Annotated in this window: 10 protein-coding genes; 5 read left to right on the plus strand and 5 right to left on the minus strand. The window is 44.0% G+C overall.

Translation table 11 applies throughout. The features are described from left to right. The first annotated feature begins 4 nt into the window (after positions 1-4). The 5 genes from ACGHVY_RS03275 (at position 5) to ACGHVY_RS03295 (ending at position 7,778) form a co-directional block, all read left to right on the plus strand. Positions 5-1,216, plus strand: a complete 1,212-nt coding sequence (locus ACGHVY_RS03275; RefSeq protein ID WP_390597088.1) for a radical SAM peptide maturase, CXXX-repeat target family — start codon at positions 5-7, stop codon at positions 1,214-1,216. Between the two features lie 4 nt (positions 1,217-1,220). Further along, positions 1,221-2,162 carry a CXXX repeat peptide maturase gene (locus tag ACGHVY_RS03280; RefSeq protein WP_390597089.1) on the plus strand — a complete coding sequence of 314 codons (942 nt, stop codon included), beginning with the start codon at positions 1,221-1,223 and terminating at the stop codon, positions 2,160-2,162. Next, a complete protein-coding gene (locus tag ACGHVY_RS03285) occupies positions 2,159-2,431 on the plus strand; it encodes a CXXX repeat peptide modification system protein (RefSeq protein WP_390597090.1) in 273 nt (90 codons plus the stop codon). Before ACGHVY_RS03280 ends, ACGHVY_RS03285 begins: the two co-directional genes overlap by 4 nt. A 658-nt stretch (positions 2,432-3,089) precedes the next feature. Continuing rightward, positions 3,090-6,230 (plus strand): SusC/RagA family TonB-linked outer membrane protein, encoded by a 3,141-nt coding sequence (locus ACGHVY_RS03290; protein ID WP_390597092.1) that lies wholly within the window; start codon positions 3,090-3,092, stop codon positions 6,228-6,230. 15 nt (positions 6,231-6,245) lie between these two features. Next, positions 6,246-7,778, plus strand: coding sequence for a RagB/SusD family nutrient uptake outer membrane protein (locus tag ACGHVY_RS03295; protein ID WP_390597094.1), 1,533 nt, complete (start codon positions 6,246-6,248; stop codon positions 7,776-7,778). 82 nt (positions 7,779-7,860) lie between these two features. Here ACGHVY_RS03295 and ACGHVY_RS03300 read toward each other — a convergent pair whose 3' ends face one another. From ACGHVY_RS03300 to ACGHVY_RS03320, 5 genes are read right to left on the minus strand one after another with little or no spacing between them, the layout of a single operon-like run. Continuing rightward, the gene (locus ACGHVY_RS03300) at positions 7,861-10,479 is read right to left on the minus strand and encodes a DUF4962 domain-containing protein (RefSeq protein ID WP_390597096.1); all 2,619 of its coding nucleotides are present in this window, start codon (positions 10,477-10,479) and stop codon (positions 7,861-7,863) included. A 2-nt stretch (positions 10,480-10,481) separates the two neighbouring features. After that, a complete protein-coding gene (locus tag ACGHVY_RS03305; RefSeq protein ID WP_390597097.1) occupies positions 10,482-11,750 on the minus strand; it encodes a sugar MFS transporter in 1,269 nt (422 codons plus the stop codon). Next, entirely contained in the window at positions 11,747-12,718 is a 972-nt protein-coding gene (locus ACGHVY_RS03310) for an ROK family protein (RefSeq protein ID WP_390597099.1), read from the minus strand. The genes ACGHVY_RS03305 and ACGHVY_RS03310 overlap by 4 nt, the downstream gene beginning before the upstream one ends. Positions 12,719-12,762: 44 nt before the next feature. Then, positions 12,763-14,391, minus strand: a complete 1,629-nt coding sequence (locus ACGHVY_RS03315; protein ID WP_390597101.1) for a Tat pathway signal sequence — start codon at positions 14,389-14,391, stop codon at positions 12,763-12,765. Positions 14,392-14,416: 25 nt separating this feature from the next. Then, entirely contained in the window at positions 14,417-16,033 is a 1,617-nt protein-coding gene (locus ACGHVY_RS03320) for a sulfatase (protein ID WP_308744309.1), read from the minus strand. Positions 16,034-16,038: the final 5 nt, after the last annotated feature.

The following is a 16,038-nucleotide window of genomic DNA, read 5'->3' on the forward strand; positions in this document are numbered from 1 at the left end:
CTAAATGGAAATAAAAAAACAAGATGCAGGTTGGCAGTTTGGAAGGACGAAGAACATCACATTCATTGTCACAAAAGACTGCCAGCTTGCTTGTAAATATTGCTACCTCGTTGGTAAGAATACGAAAGAACGTATGCCTTGGGAGATAGCCAGGCAGGCTGTTGACTATATTTTGGAACGGGAAGAAGAATTCCGGGAAGAATCCGTTGTCTGGGATTTTATCGGAGGAGAACCCTTTTTGGAAATAGATTTGATAGATAGGATATGCGATTATATTAAGGTGGAACTGTTCCGGCGAAACCATCATTGGTTCAACTCCTATCGTTTCTCATTCTCTACTAATGGCATTAATTACCATGAAGTGAAAGTGCAGAATTTTATCAAGAAGAATAGAGGGCATTTAAGTATCGGCATCACTATAGACGGTACGGAGATGAAGCATGACCTGAACCGTGTGTATAAAATTACGGATAAAGGTTCTTACAAAGATGTGGTACGTAATATACCGTTATGGCTGGAACAATTTCCAAATGCAGGAACGAAAGTGACTATCAGTAGTGCGGATATTCCTTATATTAAAGAAAGTGTTCTCCACCTGTATAGTATTGGCATACACGAGGTTAATATAAACTGTGTTTTTGAGCCTGTCTGGAAACAAGGAGATGAGGCTCTTTTTGAGGAACAGCTTATACAACTGGCCGATGCTATCATAGATGGAGGATATTATCAGGATTACACTTGTTCGTTTTTTACAGAGCATATAGGCAAACCTATGGATTGTGTATTGGATAATCAGAATTGGTGTGGAGCCGGTATGATGCTTGCCGTGGATGCAGCAGGTAATTTCTATCCTTGTACTCGTTTTGCCCAATACTCTTTGCGTAGTAAGAAAGCATGGATTATCGGAAATATTCATGACGGCATTGACAAAAACAAGCTTCGTCCATTCTTAACTCTTGACCGTTGTACGCAGAGTGCGAAAGAATGTATTGATTGTGAGGTAGCTAGTGGCTGTGCATGGTGTCAAGGTGAGAACTACGATGCTGCTGACACTCCAACCATTTATCAGCGGAGTACTGCTATCTGCAAAATGCACAAGGCGCGCGTTCATGCCAATAACTATTACTGGAACAAACTTTTCCGTAAGCTGGAATTGGAAGGTGAATGTGATGAGTTTGAGAAGAAGCAAAAGAAGTCAAACAGTGTAATTTGTTAACGCTATGATTCAATATCTGATTATACAATTAGACGATACAAGTACGTCTTTTTGTTATTATGAAAATAATGATAAGGCACGTAGGCTGATAGTTTTGGATGATTTAAAAGCAGGTATATTTTTTGCTATGAAAGAAAACCTGTCGATTCAGTTTGTGTATCCCGATTATGAACTTCCTGATGAATATAAGGAAACTATCGAATCTATTGACCATAGCAAGATTGTCCCCGTCGGTTGTCAGGAAGAAGCAGATGTGGTTGTTTTCAATGATTGGAGCACATTTTTAAGTTATCAGTTTGCTCTAGGTCAAACTTATGTGCTTCGAACATCAAAAAAGGATTTCTTTGATAAGTATTTGTCTTTAGATTGTATTCTACCAAGGATATATCGTTTAAATATCATATTTACTGATATAGCAGACTTTACAGATTCCGACTTTACTATTTACAAGCAAGTATTGCAGGCCATTTCGAAGATGATTGCATCATCTTATGCTCAAGGAGAGAATCCGCAATTTAATTTGCTGACTGACCGTATCATGTTAGACAGGATGAATAATTGCAATGCCGGATGGGAAAGCATAACATTGGCACCTGATGGGAAGTTTTATGTTTGTCCGGCTTTTTATCTGGAAGGTGAAGTAGCTGCCATAGGAGATTTGGAAAAAGGTCTTGACATCAAGAATGCACAACTTTATCGTTTGGATTATGCTCCTCTGTGCCGTATCTGTGATGCTTATCAGTGTAAACGTTGTATTTATCTAAACAGGAAAACTACGTTGGAAGTAAATACTCCTTCGCATGAACAATGTGTTGTTTCGCATCTGGAACGAAATGAGGCACGTGCATTATTGGCTGTTATCCGCCAATCAGGGAGTACTTACATGAATAATGTGGAAATAAAAGAAATAACGTATCTGGATCCTTTTGATATAAGAAAGAAATGAAAAAAGTAGTTGGAAAAGTGACGGAGGAAGAGAAGAGTGAAATTCAACAGCTCTTTGAACGTCAGAATGGCTTGAATGAATTGGCTAAAATTGTATCTGCTGATAATGATGCTTTATATGAAAAATTAGTGAAGGACTTGGGCGAGACTGGAGCCAAGTTTCAGGACTGGTGGAATCGTATGGCGGAGTATTATCAGTGGGAGAGTGGAGAAGGCACTCATTGGGAGATTGATTTTGTGACTAATGATATTAACTTAGTTTATGAATGAGGTTTTCTTGAATGAATGTTGAGAATGAATGACTATTTAGTATGTACAATTAGTAAAATGAATGTATTATGAAGCAAATTTTATGAAAAATGGCTGTATGTATGGCAGTAGTGCTGTTATCGTTTAGTGTATGTTCTTGTGGCGATGATGACGAAGATCCGGTCGGTTTACGTGATTTTCATAATGAAACAGGAGAGTGATAATAAGCTCTCCTGTTTTTTTGTTCTATTTATATATAAGGTATTGGGAAAAGTTGCCTGACAGAAAAGAAATAAGAAAAGTGAAATAAAGTTTGTCTGTCTTAATTTAACTCTCTATATTTGCAGCATCCAGCTAGCCCCAGCGGGGGCGGTGGGATATTTTTTTTATTTAAGAAAGGCGTTTACCAAACGTTATCTTCTGAACTCAAATCTCGCAAATTTGAAATCTACAAGAAGATAAGGCAACGGAAAGCGTCCACTGAGGATGTTTTATCAAACACTATGCTTTGTGTAGTGTTCTGTATATCTCATCTTGGCGTGGGCTAGCTGGCGTTGTTTATCCTTGTAGATGGGCAATGCGAGAGCCTGAGTTCGGGATAAGCAAAAGTACAGACTCCCATGCCTTTTTTTATTTACCGCTCAATCCGGGGAGGCTATAAGCTACAAATAACACGCAGATGAATTACAAAGCTCCCAATTCTTTATTTTATTGTTTGAATGCTGTTCCTATTAAAGTTATCGGAACTTTTTGTGCGTTATTCTTGTGTATGGCTATTTATGCGCAAGATGTCACAGTAAGAGGAAAGGTTACTGCTCACGGAGAGGGAATGGCAGGTGTGACCATTGTTGTGAAAGGCAGTAATGGGCAACAAGGTACGATTACCTCAATTGATGGCAATTATTTGTTAAAAGTATCCGGAAAAGGAACTCTTGTCTTTTCGTATATCGGCTATGAAACGATGGAAGTTCCGGTGAAAGGACGTACAACTATCAATGTAGGGATGAAAGAAACATCTCTGGCTGTTGATGAGGTAGTCATTACTGTACCTTATGGCACAGTTAAAAAATCCACTTTCACCGGTTCTGCAGGAGTCGTTGATAAAAAGTTGATTGCCTCGTCACAAGTAAGTAGTGTCTCGAAAGCATTGCAGGGCAGTGTGGCAGGCTTACAATCATTCTCAACGAGCGGACAACCCGGAGAAGACGCCAGTATTTATATTCGTGGCATCGGGTCGGTCAATGCGTCTACCAATCCGCTTTACGTAGTAGACGGTGTTCCTTATGACGGCGCTTTGTCTTCCATCTCTTCACAGGATATTGCTTCTATCACTGTGTTGAAAGATGCTGCCGCTGCTACGTTGTACGGTTCACGTGCTGCAAACGGTGTAATTATGATTACCACCAAACAGGGCGTTGACTCTGCTCCGGTTATTGAGTTGTCTGCCAAGTACGGTTTTTCAAGCCGTGCGGTAAGAGACTACGACCAGTTAGGTACCAATGATTATTTTATGCTGCAATGGGAAGCTATGCGCAATAAATATATGGATGACGGTCATTCGGCAGAAGATGCTGCGCAGAGATCTTCATCCGAGTTGATATCTACTATTGGTATTAATCCTTATGGAAGCAAATATGGCCAGCCGGTTGGCGTAGATGGTAAATTGGTGGCAGGAGCTACACCCTTGTGGGATGACAGTTGGGAGGATGCTTTGACGCAAGATGCGCACTATACGGATTTGAGTGCCCGAATCTCAGGTGGAAGTAAGAAAACGAAATATTACTTCTCGCTGGGTTATCTGAACGATCAGGGCGCATATATCTGTTCAGGTTTCAAGCGTTATACACTACGTTCCAATATCACTTCCGATTTGCGTGACTGGCTACAAGTCGGCTTGAATGTTTCGGGCACTCATTCTGTTCAGGATTATCCGAAGCAGAATGATACCGCAATTGGTAACATCGTATTGGCTGCACGTTCATTACCTTCTTTTTATCCGGTTTACGAGCGGAATCTTGATACAGGTGAGTACTTGCGCGATGATGCTGGAAATAAAATCTATGATTACGGTAATTATCGCAAAAGTTCCTATATCGGTTATAATTTTGCTCAATCCATGCCTTATGACAAAAATGAGATAAAGCGAGATGCGGCTTCAGTACGTGGATATTTGCAGATTACCCCGATTAAAGGTCTAACTTACAAAACCTCTTTGAGTATAGATTACAACAGTAAGTTTTCGCACGATTACTCGAATCCTACTTATGGAAAAGAACCGTTGGTTGGTTCGGTTAGCAAGCGCAATTACCGCACTACGGGTATGACTTTCAATAACGTGGTGAACTGGACGCATATTTTTAAAGATGTCCACAGTGTCCATTTGATGGCGGGACAAGAGTATTATGAATACAATACTTCCAACTTTGGCGGTTCACGTACCGGTGTCATAACTGATGGCTTTTTTGAGCCGGATGCAGCTTCTACATTGACAGGTTTCAGTGGCAACAGCGATCAGTATAAGTTGATGAGTTATTTCGGGAGTGCCGAATATTCTTTCAACCAGCGTTATTTCTTGTCGGCATCTATGCGTACTGACGGATCATCACGTTTTCAGCCCGATAATCGCTGGGGAACATTCTGGTCATTTGGCGCTTCCTGGAAAATCCATCAGGAGTCTTTTATGAAAAGTGTTGCCGACAAATGGTTGTCAAACCTAAGTCTCCGTGCCAGTTATGGGGCTCAGGGCAATGATAATGTAGGATATTATGCTTATCAGGAATTATATGATATCGGTAGTTTCCTGGGTGAGACCACTCTTCACGCTTCCCGTCTGGCAACTCCCGAATTATCGTGGGAAACGAACTTGAACTTCAATATCGGTTTGGACTTCGGTTTCTTGAATAACCGTATCAACGGTACGATTGAATACTTTAACCGCGCATCCAAAAATTTGCTGTTCAGCCGTGATTTAGTTCTTTCTACCGGTTTCAGTTCTATGGATGCTAACATTGGCAAATTGAAAAACTACGGTTGGGAATTTACGGTGAATGCTACACCTGTATTGACTCGTGACTGGACATGGCGATTGTCGGTAAATATGACGACATATAAAAACAAAATAGTGCAGTTGCCTACGGAAGTGATGTGGCAAGGTAGTAAGAAATGGGTACAAGGCGGTTCATTATATGACTTTTGGCTGTACGAGTGGGGTGGCGTAGATCCCGAGACTGGCAATGCACAATGGGCCTATTATGACGCTGACGGTACGAGACATTTGACCGATGACTATTCGGCTCTGACTTCCGATAAGAAAGTAAAAGCGGGTAGCTCTTTGCCGAAATTGAGTGGAGGTTTCCAGTCAGACCTTACATGGAAAGACCTATCATTGTCAATGTTGTTTTCTTATGGTATTGGCGGCAAAATTTATAATAATGATGTTACTATGCTGATGAGGGTAAACGGTGGTAATGGCGATAGTATGAGTAAAGAACTTCTGAACCGCTGGACACCGGAAAATACAAATACGGATGTTCCCCGTTTGACACAGGATGGTACAAGCAAGTTTACTGCTTCATCTACACGTTGGCTGGTAGACCGTTCTTTCCTTCGTTTAAAAACAATGACACTCAACTATAATTTACCGAAGAAATGGTTGCACCCATTGACATTGAAAGATGCAAGCGTGTTTGTGCAAGGTGAAAATATGCTGACATTCAGCAAGCAACAGGGGCTTGATCCGGAGCAACCGGTCAGTGGTATGGCTTCTTTCCGCTATCCGGCTATGAAGACAATTTCATTTGGTATCAATGTCAAACTCTAAAAAAAGAATACAACAATGAAGATAAATCTTAAAAATGTGTGTGGGGTTGTTTTGCTGGTATGTGCAGTGGTATCATGTGATTTGGATACTACCCCTACCACTTCATTAGACGCTCCGAATGTATATAAAGATACGAAGAATGCCGAACGTGTGCTGCGAGGTGCGTGGAACTATATTTTCAATTCTGGTTCCACTTATGCATCTATTGGTATGGGCTCCATAATGCTGAATGATGACTTTGCCGGTTCGGATGTTGTCAGAACAAGAAGTTACGGTTTCTCTGGAAGTTATAACCTGACAAACGGATATGCACGCGGTGAGTATAATGGTGTGCTTTGGGATTTGATGTATGATCCGATTAATAATTGTAACGGCATATTGAAGTATATAGACGATGTGGCAGGCACTAAAGAGGATAAAGCCCGAATCAAGGGACAGGCATTCGCTACACGTGGTTATGCATATATGATTTTGGCCACGCATTATTCTTTTGCCATTGATAAAGACCCGAATGCCGTTTGTGTGCCAATATATACCGAACCGACGGATAACGAAGTAGCCTTGACTGGAAAACCGGCTTCCAGTGTATCTGAAGTCTTTGCTCAAGCTTTGAGTGATTTGGAAGATGCCTTGTTGCTTATCCCGGAAAATTACTCACACGGGAATATTGCCAATGCGCAATATCAAATTGATTATCCTGTGGTGTTGGGTTTGCTGGCACGTACTCATCTGTATGCCCGTAACTGGCAGAAAGCGTATGATTATGCGTCGGATGCTTTGAAAATCAATTCTTTCTTAATGAATGAAAGCCAATACAAGAGCGGTTTCAATGATTATACGAATGAGGAATGGATGTGGAGTTTGTCATGTACGATTGAGGATAATATGCCATGCTACCTGTTTCATTTCAAAGATTGTACTTCTATCCCTGGTAGTTATTATACGAGCCTCAATACGGATCCTAATTTCAAAGAAATGTTTGAAGACGGAGACTATCGTAAAGACTTGTTCGATTGGGGACAAACTGCTAGTGGAGACTGGGCTATGGTAAATAAGAAATTCATATTTAAAGATCTCGACAATATGTTGGCGGATTTAGTGATGATGCGTACCTCGGAAATGTATCTGATTAAAGCTGAAGCGGCTGCTCATTTGGCTGGAAAGGAGAGCGAAGCACAACAATTATTGTATACTTTGCGCAATGCTCGTATGAAGGAAGGCAAAACGACAGCGGCGGTTACGGAAACCGGTGATGTATTGATACAGGAAATATGGAAGGAGCGTCGTAAAGAATTGTGGGGAGAAGGTTTCGCTTTGACTGACCTCATCCGTAACCAGCAATCTGTGGAACGTAAGGAGTATGATGGAAAGATTACTGTGGGCGACAAAGAAATAGCCGTCAAAGGGCATACGATTATTAGTTTTCCTGATAAAACTTCCTTTGCCCCGAATAGTAAATATTACCTGTTCCGTATTCCTGAAAAGGAAGAGTTGCAGAATACCGGACTTTATTCAAAATATCCGAGATTGTCTATTTACGATTTATAAATTCGTAGTTCTATAAAATTGTCCCATTCTTCTTTTATTGTCAAAAGGGGAATGGGACAATCTTTGATATAAAGGATATTGATTATATCTCAAAATCAGGCAAATAGTCTGTCAGCACTTTGCTGATTTGCTTGCCTTTCACTTGGTCAGTAACAACCGTTGCACCTTCCTTTTTGCCTGCGTCATAATTCAAGGAAACCTTTTCAGCTTTATTGGTGACACTGATAGCGGCTTTTCCTTTATCTGTCAGGTTGCATATGATAATCCAGTCACCTACTTGTATGGTATTACCTTTACGAATCACTTCCATGTCCGAACGGTTGTTTCCATGTGTATCCATAACCGTTAAGAAACGGGCAGTCTTGCAAGGAACCGTTGTAGAGGAGAAATGCCAGTGATTGGGATATTTCAGAGCCTTTCCCTGAGCATTCGTCACATTTTTCCAGTTGGTCGGGGCGCAGAAGAAAGTATCCACGATGACTTGTTCTGTTTTGGCCGAACTGAATAAATGGGCAACGGAAGTGCCGCCGACCTTGTTCTTTCCGGTGATTTTCACTTCATCGGGCATTTCCTGCATTTCCATAGGGAGTTCTACCGTATGCAGAAGGTAACTCCAGGTAACGGCTTCTTTTCCTTCCAGTTCATCATAGATCACGTACACTCCGGTAGTTCCCAATTGAATGATGTGGCGACGGAACATATCTACTTTGTTCTCGTCCCATCCTTTTTCAGGCGTGTATTGAGTGCCGGACAATTCACCGCGTTTCAGCCATAGGGGAGAAGTCACTTTGCCATAAGCATTGGAAGCATCGCCAACCATATACGAAATCTTTTCCCCTTCATACCAACGTGGAATCCATCCGTATCCTTCCGTGCCTATCTTTTGTGTCATCCCGTTGACTAAAATGCTATTATGCGCACGTGTATTACGGTACGAATACATGCAATGGTCGTCTGTGAATCCCGTACGGTGTCCGCTACTGTAGAAAATAGCTTTGCCACCATAGAATGTGTTGAAAGCATTCTGATTGGCAAGTGCATGAGAAGTAGAACCATAAGGACTGGAACGAAATGAAAGCATTGCGTTCTTATCTATGTCTCCCAAAGAAGTATGCATCGTTGCAATTCCTGTTTCGTTGAATACCTTTGTCATAGGAAGTTCTGCCAGTGAGTGTTCCTCTTTCGGTAGGGATTTCCTTGTCGTACAACGATACCAAGTCAAGTCACCGGATTTCCCTAAGAATGTTTTCTTCATAATATCCGGTTCTTTCTCCAATATCGTGCGTGCATAAGCGGCTGCCCAAGGGTTGTTACATTCGCGTGCCAATGCATCTGCATAACCTACACGTGTACCGTTCGGTTTCATCTTTGTCTCGTGCGAATTACCCTGTCCGGCAGATTTCGAGAATGGCGGTTGCTGGTAAATAACGTAAAGCGCGTTATTATTATACCAAGGGTCGGCAAAGAAGTCGAATCCGCTGATACGGGAGTAGAAAGCGGGGACTTCGATCAATGTACGGAGATTGACATGGAAATAAGAATCACCGTTGTGCCATCCGCCATCGGTATTCAGTCCCGGCAGACGGGATACCCATTCGTTGTAGCAATAGTCTACCCAAGTAGAAGACATCGGAAGTTCGCCATACGTAGCAAAGGCTGCCATATTCAGAATACGGAAAGTCATTTGCCAAACGTGGTTGTCCGCAATACGATTTTCAAGATGGTTGACGTATTCGTGATAGAATTTCTTGCCGTTGTCACGGATAGTTCCTAAAAGCAACTTCTTTTCTTCCGGTGTCAGCAGGTTATACCATGCGTCATAAGCCGAAGTGCTCATGGACAGGATGGTGGAACGATTGAAGTCTCCTGCAAAATATTTACTGTTTTTCCAGGAAAGAATTTCGGAAAGGCGTTTGATGCCTTCTTTATAATACACTTCATCTTTAGTCAGCAAATAGGCGCGTACCATCGCTTCGATATTCGCTTCTTCACGGTCTACAATCTTCCGGCTTTCACGGATCAGGGCGGAACGATACTGCACAATATTGGTCAGTTTGACAACTTGTGTCGTATCAATCTCTTCTTCCAAATGCTTCAAAGGATGATTCAGGCATTTATTGGCTTTCGTGATATATGCTTGTGCCTCAGGATTATTCTTGTTCCGTTCGATGATGTTGTCCCAGGCGTTGGCATCGAGCAGGATGCGGGGATGGGTCTTAGGTAATTTAGCCAATACTTCTTGTAGTGAAGGCGGATTGAACGTGCGTGTCTGGTCGTCTACATAAAAATGGTAAACGGGTGACCATTCTTCCTTTCCGCTCTTGTCCACATAGGCGTGTTGCCAATACCATTTCCCCTTTCCGAACAGCTTGAAAGGATTGAAGAAAGCCCACTTCCTTTCCGCAGTGATTACCTCTGACTTGAACTCCGGATCGCGTGCAATGCGGATACGGTAGGTCACGTCCGGTTTGTAATCCTCTTCTTCCACACCGTCGAGAACAGCGCCGAGATGAGGAAACTTATCCGGCCACATGAAACGCGGCGGGTTGACTGCAATATGCTGTCCATCCAGTGGAGAAGGCGTTTCGCGGACTTCGTGCATCAGTGGCTGCTGACTCAGATGCATGATGCCTTTCTGTGCATACCCGTTTGCGGACAGCAGGATGGAGAACAATAGGAAAATATAGGTTCGTTGTTTCATAATCATGCTTTTTTAAACAGCTCTTTCAGTTTTACTGTCTTGTTGTTAATCAACGGGCGAGCCCAAAAACCGATAAAGGTGATGTATCCTACAAAAACGAGGATAAACAGCATACCGGTGCGAAGGGAAGTAGCATCCGCTATCGTACTGACAATCATCGGTCCACCGGCTCCGCCTACGATTGCCGAACACAGGATGCCGGCAAAGGAACCGTGATGTTGTGATGCGGAATTCAATGCCAATGAGAATACGATGGAATACATCATCGAAATGCTGAATCCGATAGCAGGGAAAGCAATGAGCGATACTTCTTTGTTTCCGAACAGTGCGGAGAGCAACAATACAATCGTCAACACTCCTGAGAACTGCAACAATCGCTTGCTGTCAATCAACTTCAATAACACCATGCCTACCAGGCATCCGGCAGTCATCAGTCCCCAAAAGTAACTCACGGCTTGTGCGCCGTCAGTCTGCGGATTCACGCCGTGATATTGTTCAAGGAACGTGCTCATAAAGATAGAGGTTCCCTGCTCCGTACTTACATAGCAGAAGATTCCCAAGAAGAACAACCAGACATATTTCTGTTTGAATAAAGCCAGATATGAGTCCCTGGAACCGCTTTTCTCATCTTCCTTCAATTCGATTTTCGGGAAACGGGATACACTGACAGCAACCAACATTACCAGCAGGATTAAAGCAAATATCCAGTAAAGGGATACCCAAGGCATTTCTCTTGGAGTAACGTCTGCCAGCAAATCAATAAAGAAACCTTTTCCGGCAGTATAAGTCACAGGGTCGAGTTCCCGAATCAGATACGTGTATACCAAAGGACTCAGGAAAGAAGCGATTCCAAACATGAATTGTGCCAGTTCGGCAATGAAAGCATAGTTCTCTTCTCCGCCTACGGTACGTTGAAGCGGATTCAATACGGTTTGCAACATAGCCATTCCCAGTCCGATGATGAAAGAAGAAGCCAGCAACATCGGATAGGTGTGCATACAGGCAAACAAAATCGTTCCGATAAACGGCATCAGGAATCCACCAAATAATACCGGCTTTTCACCGAAACGGTCGATAAGCAGTCCGGCAGGGATGGACATGATGGCGTAAGCCAGAAAGAAAGAAGTCGGGATAAATCCCGCCATCGCCAGGTCGCTCAGGTTGAAATTGTGAATAATGTCCGGAATGAGTGGTCCCAGGATATTAGTAATAAATGAGATGGTGAACCAGAACGCCATAATCAGCGCCAGCATTCCTAAATTTCTTTTCATAATTTAATTAGATTGGGGGCGGAAAATTGAGTAAACACAAGGGAGGCGGCTCCGATACTTCCGGCTTTATTGCCTAATGCGGCAGCCATGATTTCCGTATTCACGGCACAGTCGGAGATGGCATAGCGGTGAGCTTTCTCACTTACTTTCTGAATATAAAAGTCTCCGGCTTCAGAAAGTCCGCCACCGATTACGACTTTTTGCGGGCTGAAGATATTGATAAATCCGGCGATTCCATGTCCCAGGAAGTCACAATGTTCTTCGAGGGATTCGGTCGCAATCCTGTCGCCTTCTTTGTAAAGACGTACAATCAGTTCTCCGTTGACTTCTTCACCCGGATAAGAAATGCCGGCTTCCGCTATCCGTTGGCTGAAACGTCTCACCAAAGCTGAAGTAGAAGCATAATGCTCCAGACAGCCGACAGAGCCACAGGCACAAGGTTCGCCGTTGGCTATTAGAGGCACATGCCCCAATTCCGTTCCCCGGTTGGCATAGCCATTGAACAGTTTGCCGTCGATGACTACCGCACCGCCGATACCGGTTCCTACCGTTAAGAAAACAACGTGGGTAGAGCCTTGGCCAGCTCCGTACATCGTTTCGCCCAATCCCATCAGATTGGCGTCATTTCCCAATAAAGCCGGAATACCGGTTTCCGATTCAATGCGGTCTGCCAAGTGCAGGTTTTCCCAGCCTTTGATATTTTCCGCGCCACCCAGAACAATGCGGTTTGTACAATCTACGATTCCCGGTGTTCCGATTCCTATGCCGTCCACCTTGAGCCCTTGCTTTTCTGCAAAAGCCTTCACTTCATTGATGGCGGCAACCAACTGCCCGATGACAGCTTCTGCTGATACATCGGCTTTCGACGGTAACTTCCCTTGAAAATGAAATACGCCTTCATTATCAATAAGGGCGTATTTCACAGAAGTTCCGCCAAGGTCTATCCCTATAGCGTATTCTTTTTCCATATCTGCAAAGTAATGCTTGATATTTATTGCTTAATAGCTGAAAATCACACTCTTTCTGCCCAGATTGGTGAACTCCAAGCCCATTGTCCGTCACGTTGGCGGACGCGTACATAGTAATAGTCAGTATCGCGTTGAGGCTCTTTATCTTCCATATAGTGCTCTACTGTGAAGCAGCTTTCCGGCATTGCACGGTTGAAGAGGATTGCTTCGCTCAACCAGCCGATCATGAAGTGTGAACGTGAACCTTCGAGCAGTTCGCCCAATGTATGTTCAAACTTCTTGCCGTTGAATTCAGCGATAATCTTACCGTCTTTCGGCATCTCAACATCAAGGATTACAGCTTGCATGGCCGCAGTTGTTGTGTTCGGGTTCTTGCTGCTGTACATATCCAGTTCGGTTTCCTTGTCGCCGACAGATACGATGCGGTTGACGTGTGTGTGGAACTCTGTTTCACCTTCCTGCGGAGAAGTGAAGGCTGCGCCACGGAAACAAGGAGTCACGCTATGAAGCTGTCCTTTGTCCAGTGACAGTTTACCCTGCCAATGTACGTATCTTTCTTCACGGTTCCAACCGAAATCAACTTTCACTTTGCAACGTACGGTATCGCCTTCCGGGGCAACCGGAGTCAACGGGCCGTTCATACGGGCCAGAATCTGGCCGTTCTTCACAATATCTACATAGTCAATGCAACTTTCGCCCGTTACGTTCAGATAGATGCGACGGCTGTTGCCACGAACTACATCACCCATAAGGGCGTCGTTCAAACGGAAATCTATAAGAATCTTGTCACCTGTCGCGGCGCATACGTGACGGGTGCGGAGCGCTTCCCAGATAGCGTCACGGGTCAGTGACGGAGCCAGTACACCGATACGTCCGTCGCCATAACTTCCCGGATAACCGGAGTGCTGGTCGGTAGAAGCCATGATACCAAATTTCTTGCCTTGGTCAAGACCGTATTGAATCGTTCCTTCCCACTGGCGCGGTCCCATATCATGCAGATAAGGATAATCGCCCTGGTCGCTTTCTGCCAGACCGTGGCGGGAATACATTTCTACGAACGGAGTAATATCACCTTCGGTAAAGCAATTCCAGTTGTAACCGCGATAACCGCCTTGGTATCCCATATGGTGCGGAGTGACGAATACCTTGTGTCCTTTGGCTTTTTCTTTCCAATCCTCGATTGAAGTACATTCTACAAGTGGTGCGTCCAAATCATAGTTCAATGCAACATGATCTCCATGTTCCATGCTATGCGCCTCGTATCCTACGAATGTCAGGAATTCACCTTCCTTGTTGTACTCGTTCGTCATCTTTACATATTTCTCGTAACCGCCTTCACGTAAACGTTTGAAAGCACCTGTGTGGTAGTCGATTACCCATTTCAGACGAGGGTCGTCCGCGCCGGGAATATCCGGCCACATGGCATGAGGGGTTACACTGACAAAATCCAATTGTCCTTTTGCCGCTTCAAAAGCGTCGCGCATGTCGCCGTGTCCGTATGTGATGTTACAGTGGTTGTGTAAGTCGCCCCAATACATTTTGAGGTTGCTTGCTGATGGCATGATTTTCTTGGCATCCTTGCTTCCTGGTGCGCAAGCTCCCAATAAACTGCCTGAAGCTGCTAATCCGAGGAAAGACCAGCCTGTGTTTTTTAAGAAACTTCTTCTATCCATGATATAATTGTTTTTTGGTTAATCTTTATCTGTTCTTCATCAGTCTTCTGTCGCCTTTGAAAAGAACTTTTTCCTTTTCATCGGGGTCGGTATCCTTATATTGCTTTTGGGTATCTTGGAGAAGTTGCATCAATTCCTGCTGCTTCTCTGCATATTCCGGTTTGCCAAAGACGTTGTTCATTTCTCTCGGGTCGGCTTTCATGTCATACATTTCCCATTCGTCGATATCATTGTAGAAATGAATGAGCTTGAAATCCTGTGTACGGATACCGTAGTGGCGTTTTACAGAATGTTCAGCCGGATACTCGTAGTAATGATAGTAAGCGGCTTTGCGCCAGTCGGCGGGAGTTTTGCCTTCGTTTACCAATATCGGTTTCAAGGATGCGCCTTGGATATCAGACGGGATTTCCACTCCGGCAAAGTCGAGGAAAGTAGGGGCAAAGTCCACGTTCATACTGATGGCATTGCTTGTGCTTCCTGCCTTGATAGCTTTCGGATAGCGGATAATAAGCGGCATACGTTGACATTCTTCGTACATGAAGCGTTTGTCAAACCAGCCGTGTTCGCCAAGGAAGAAACCTTGGTCGGAAGTGTAGACAATAATGGTGTTGTCCAGTTCGCCAATCTTTTCGAGATAATTCATCAGGCGACCGATATTTTCATCTACCGCTAATGTGGTAGCCAGATAGTCGCGCATATACTGTTGATATTTCCAACTGATTAATGCCTTGCCTTTCAAATCACCCTTGCGATATTCAGCGATACGCTGTGCATATACAGAATCCCATTTATCCTGTACTTCGAGAGGCATGCGTTTATATACGCTGTAAAGACGGTTTGTGGTATCTTTCAGCATCTCTTCGCGGGTCAGTAGCTTGAGATCCCAGTCTTCAGTCAGCGTGTGTTCGATGGACATATCTTGTTCACGGGCTGCCTTTCCACGTCCTTCGTAGTCATCGAACAGGTTGGCCGGTTCCGGGAAAGTGGTATTGTTGAAAATACCCAAGTAGCGGGGAGCAGGCATCCAGTTACGGTGCGGCGCTTTCTGATGATACATCATACAGAACGGTTTGTTCTTATCGCGGCCTTCGAGGAATTCGATTGCTTTGTCAGTGATAATATCCGTTGCATATCCCTTTTCTACGATATGCTTGCCGTCTTCCCAAAAGTCGGGGTCGTAGTAGTCACCTTGTTCATGCTGGCCGCTGAGGATGCTCCAATGGTCGAAACCTTGCGGTTCGCTGATAAGATGCCATTTACCGATCATTGCGGTTTGGTATCCGGCTTGTTGGAGAAGTTTTGGGAATGTCTGCTGGTCACCGTTGAATGTGCTTGCGTTATCGGTAAAACCGTTTTCGTGGCTGAATTTGCCGGTGAGGATACAAGCACGTGAAGGGCCGGAGAGGGCGTTGACTGCATAACAGTTGTCGAAGCGGATGCCTTCGTTGGCAATCCGGTCCATGTTAGGAGTTTGGATCAAGTTTCCACCATAGCAGGACATCGCTTGGGTGGTATGGTCGTCCGTCATCATAAAGATGATGTTCGGGCGTTTGGTTTCTTCTTTCTTTTGGTTGCCGCAGGAAGCGAGGCTTAATGCAGCCAATGGAAGGAGTAGGGGAGAAGAGTAGTAATAGTTTTTCATAATGG

Source organism: Bacteroides sp. f07 (assembly GCF_042854785.1).
GTDB lineage: Bacteria > Bacteroidota > Bacteroidia > Bacteroidales > Bacteroidaceae > Bacteroides.

Excerpts from the sequence above, each read along its gene's own strand:
- ACGHVY_RS03295 (WP_390597094.1), top strand. The coding sequence starts at position 6,246 with ATGAAGATAAATCTTAAAAATGTGTGTGGGGTTGTTTTGCTGGTATGT.
- ACGHVY_RS03290 (WP_390597092.1), top strand. The coding sequence starts at position 3,090 with ATGAATTACAAAGCTCCCAATTCTTTATTTTATTGTTTGAATGCTGTT.
- ACGHVY_RS03320 (WP_308744309.1), bottom strand. The coding sequence starts at position 16,033 with ATGAAAAACTATTACTACTCTTCTCCCCTACTCCTTCCATTGGCTGCA.
- ACGHVY_RS03275 (WP_390597088.1), top strand. The coding sequence starts at position 5 with ATGGAAATAAAAAAACAAGATGCAGGTTGGCAGTTTGGAAGGACGAAG.
- ACGHVY_RS03285 (WP_390597090.1), top strand. The coding sequence starts at position 2,159 with ATGAAAAAAGTAGTTGGAAAAGTGACGGAGGAAGAGAAGAGTGAAATT.
- ACGHVY_RS03300 (WP_390597096.1), bottom strand. The coding sequence starts at position 10,479 with ATGAAACAACGAACCTATATTTTCCTATTGTTCTCCATCCTGCTGTCC.
- ACGHVY_RS03315 (WP_390597101.1), bottom strand. The coding sequence starts at position 14,391 with ATGGATAGAAGAAGTTTCTTAAAAAACACAGGCTGGTCTTTCCTCGGA.
- ACGHVY_RS03305 (WP_390597097.1), bottom strand. The coding sequence starts at position 11,750 with ATGAAAAGAAATTTAGGAATGCTGGCGCTGATTATGGCGTTCTGGTTC.
- ACGHVY_RS03310 (WP_390597099.1), bottom strand. The coding sequence starts at position 12,718 with ATGGAAAAAGAATACGCTATAGGGATAGACCTTGGCGGAACTTCTGTG.
- ACGHVY_RS03280 (WP_390597089.1), top strand. The coding sequence starts at position 1,221 with ATGATTCAATATCTGATTATACAATTAGACGATACAAGTACGTCTTTT.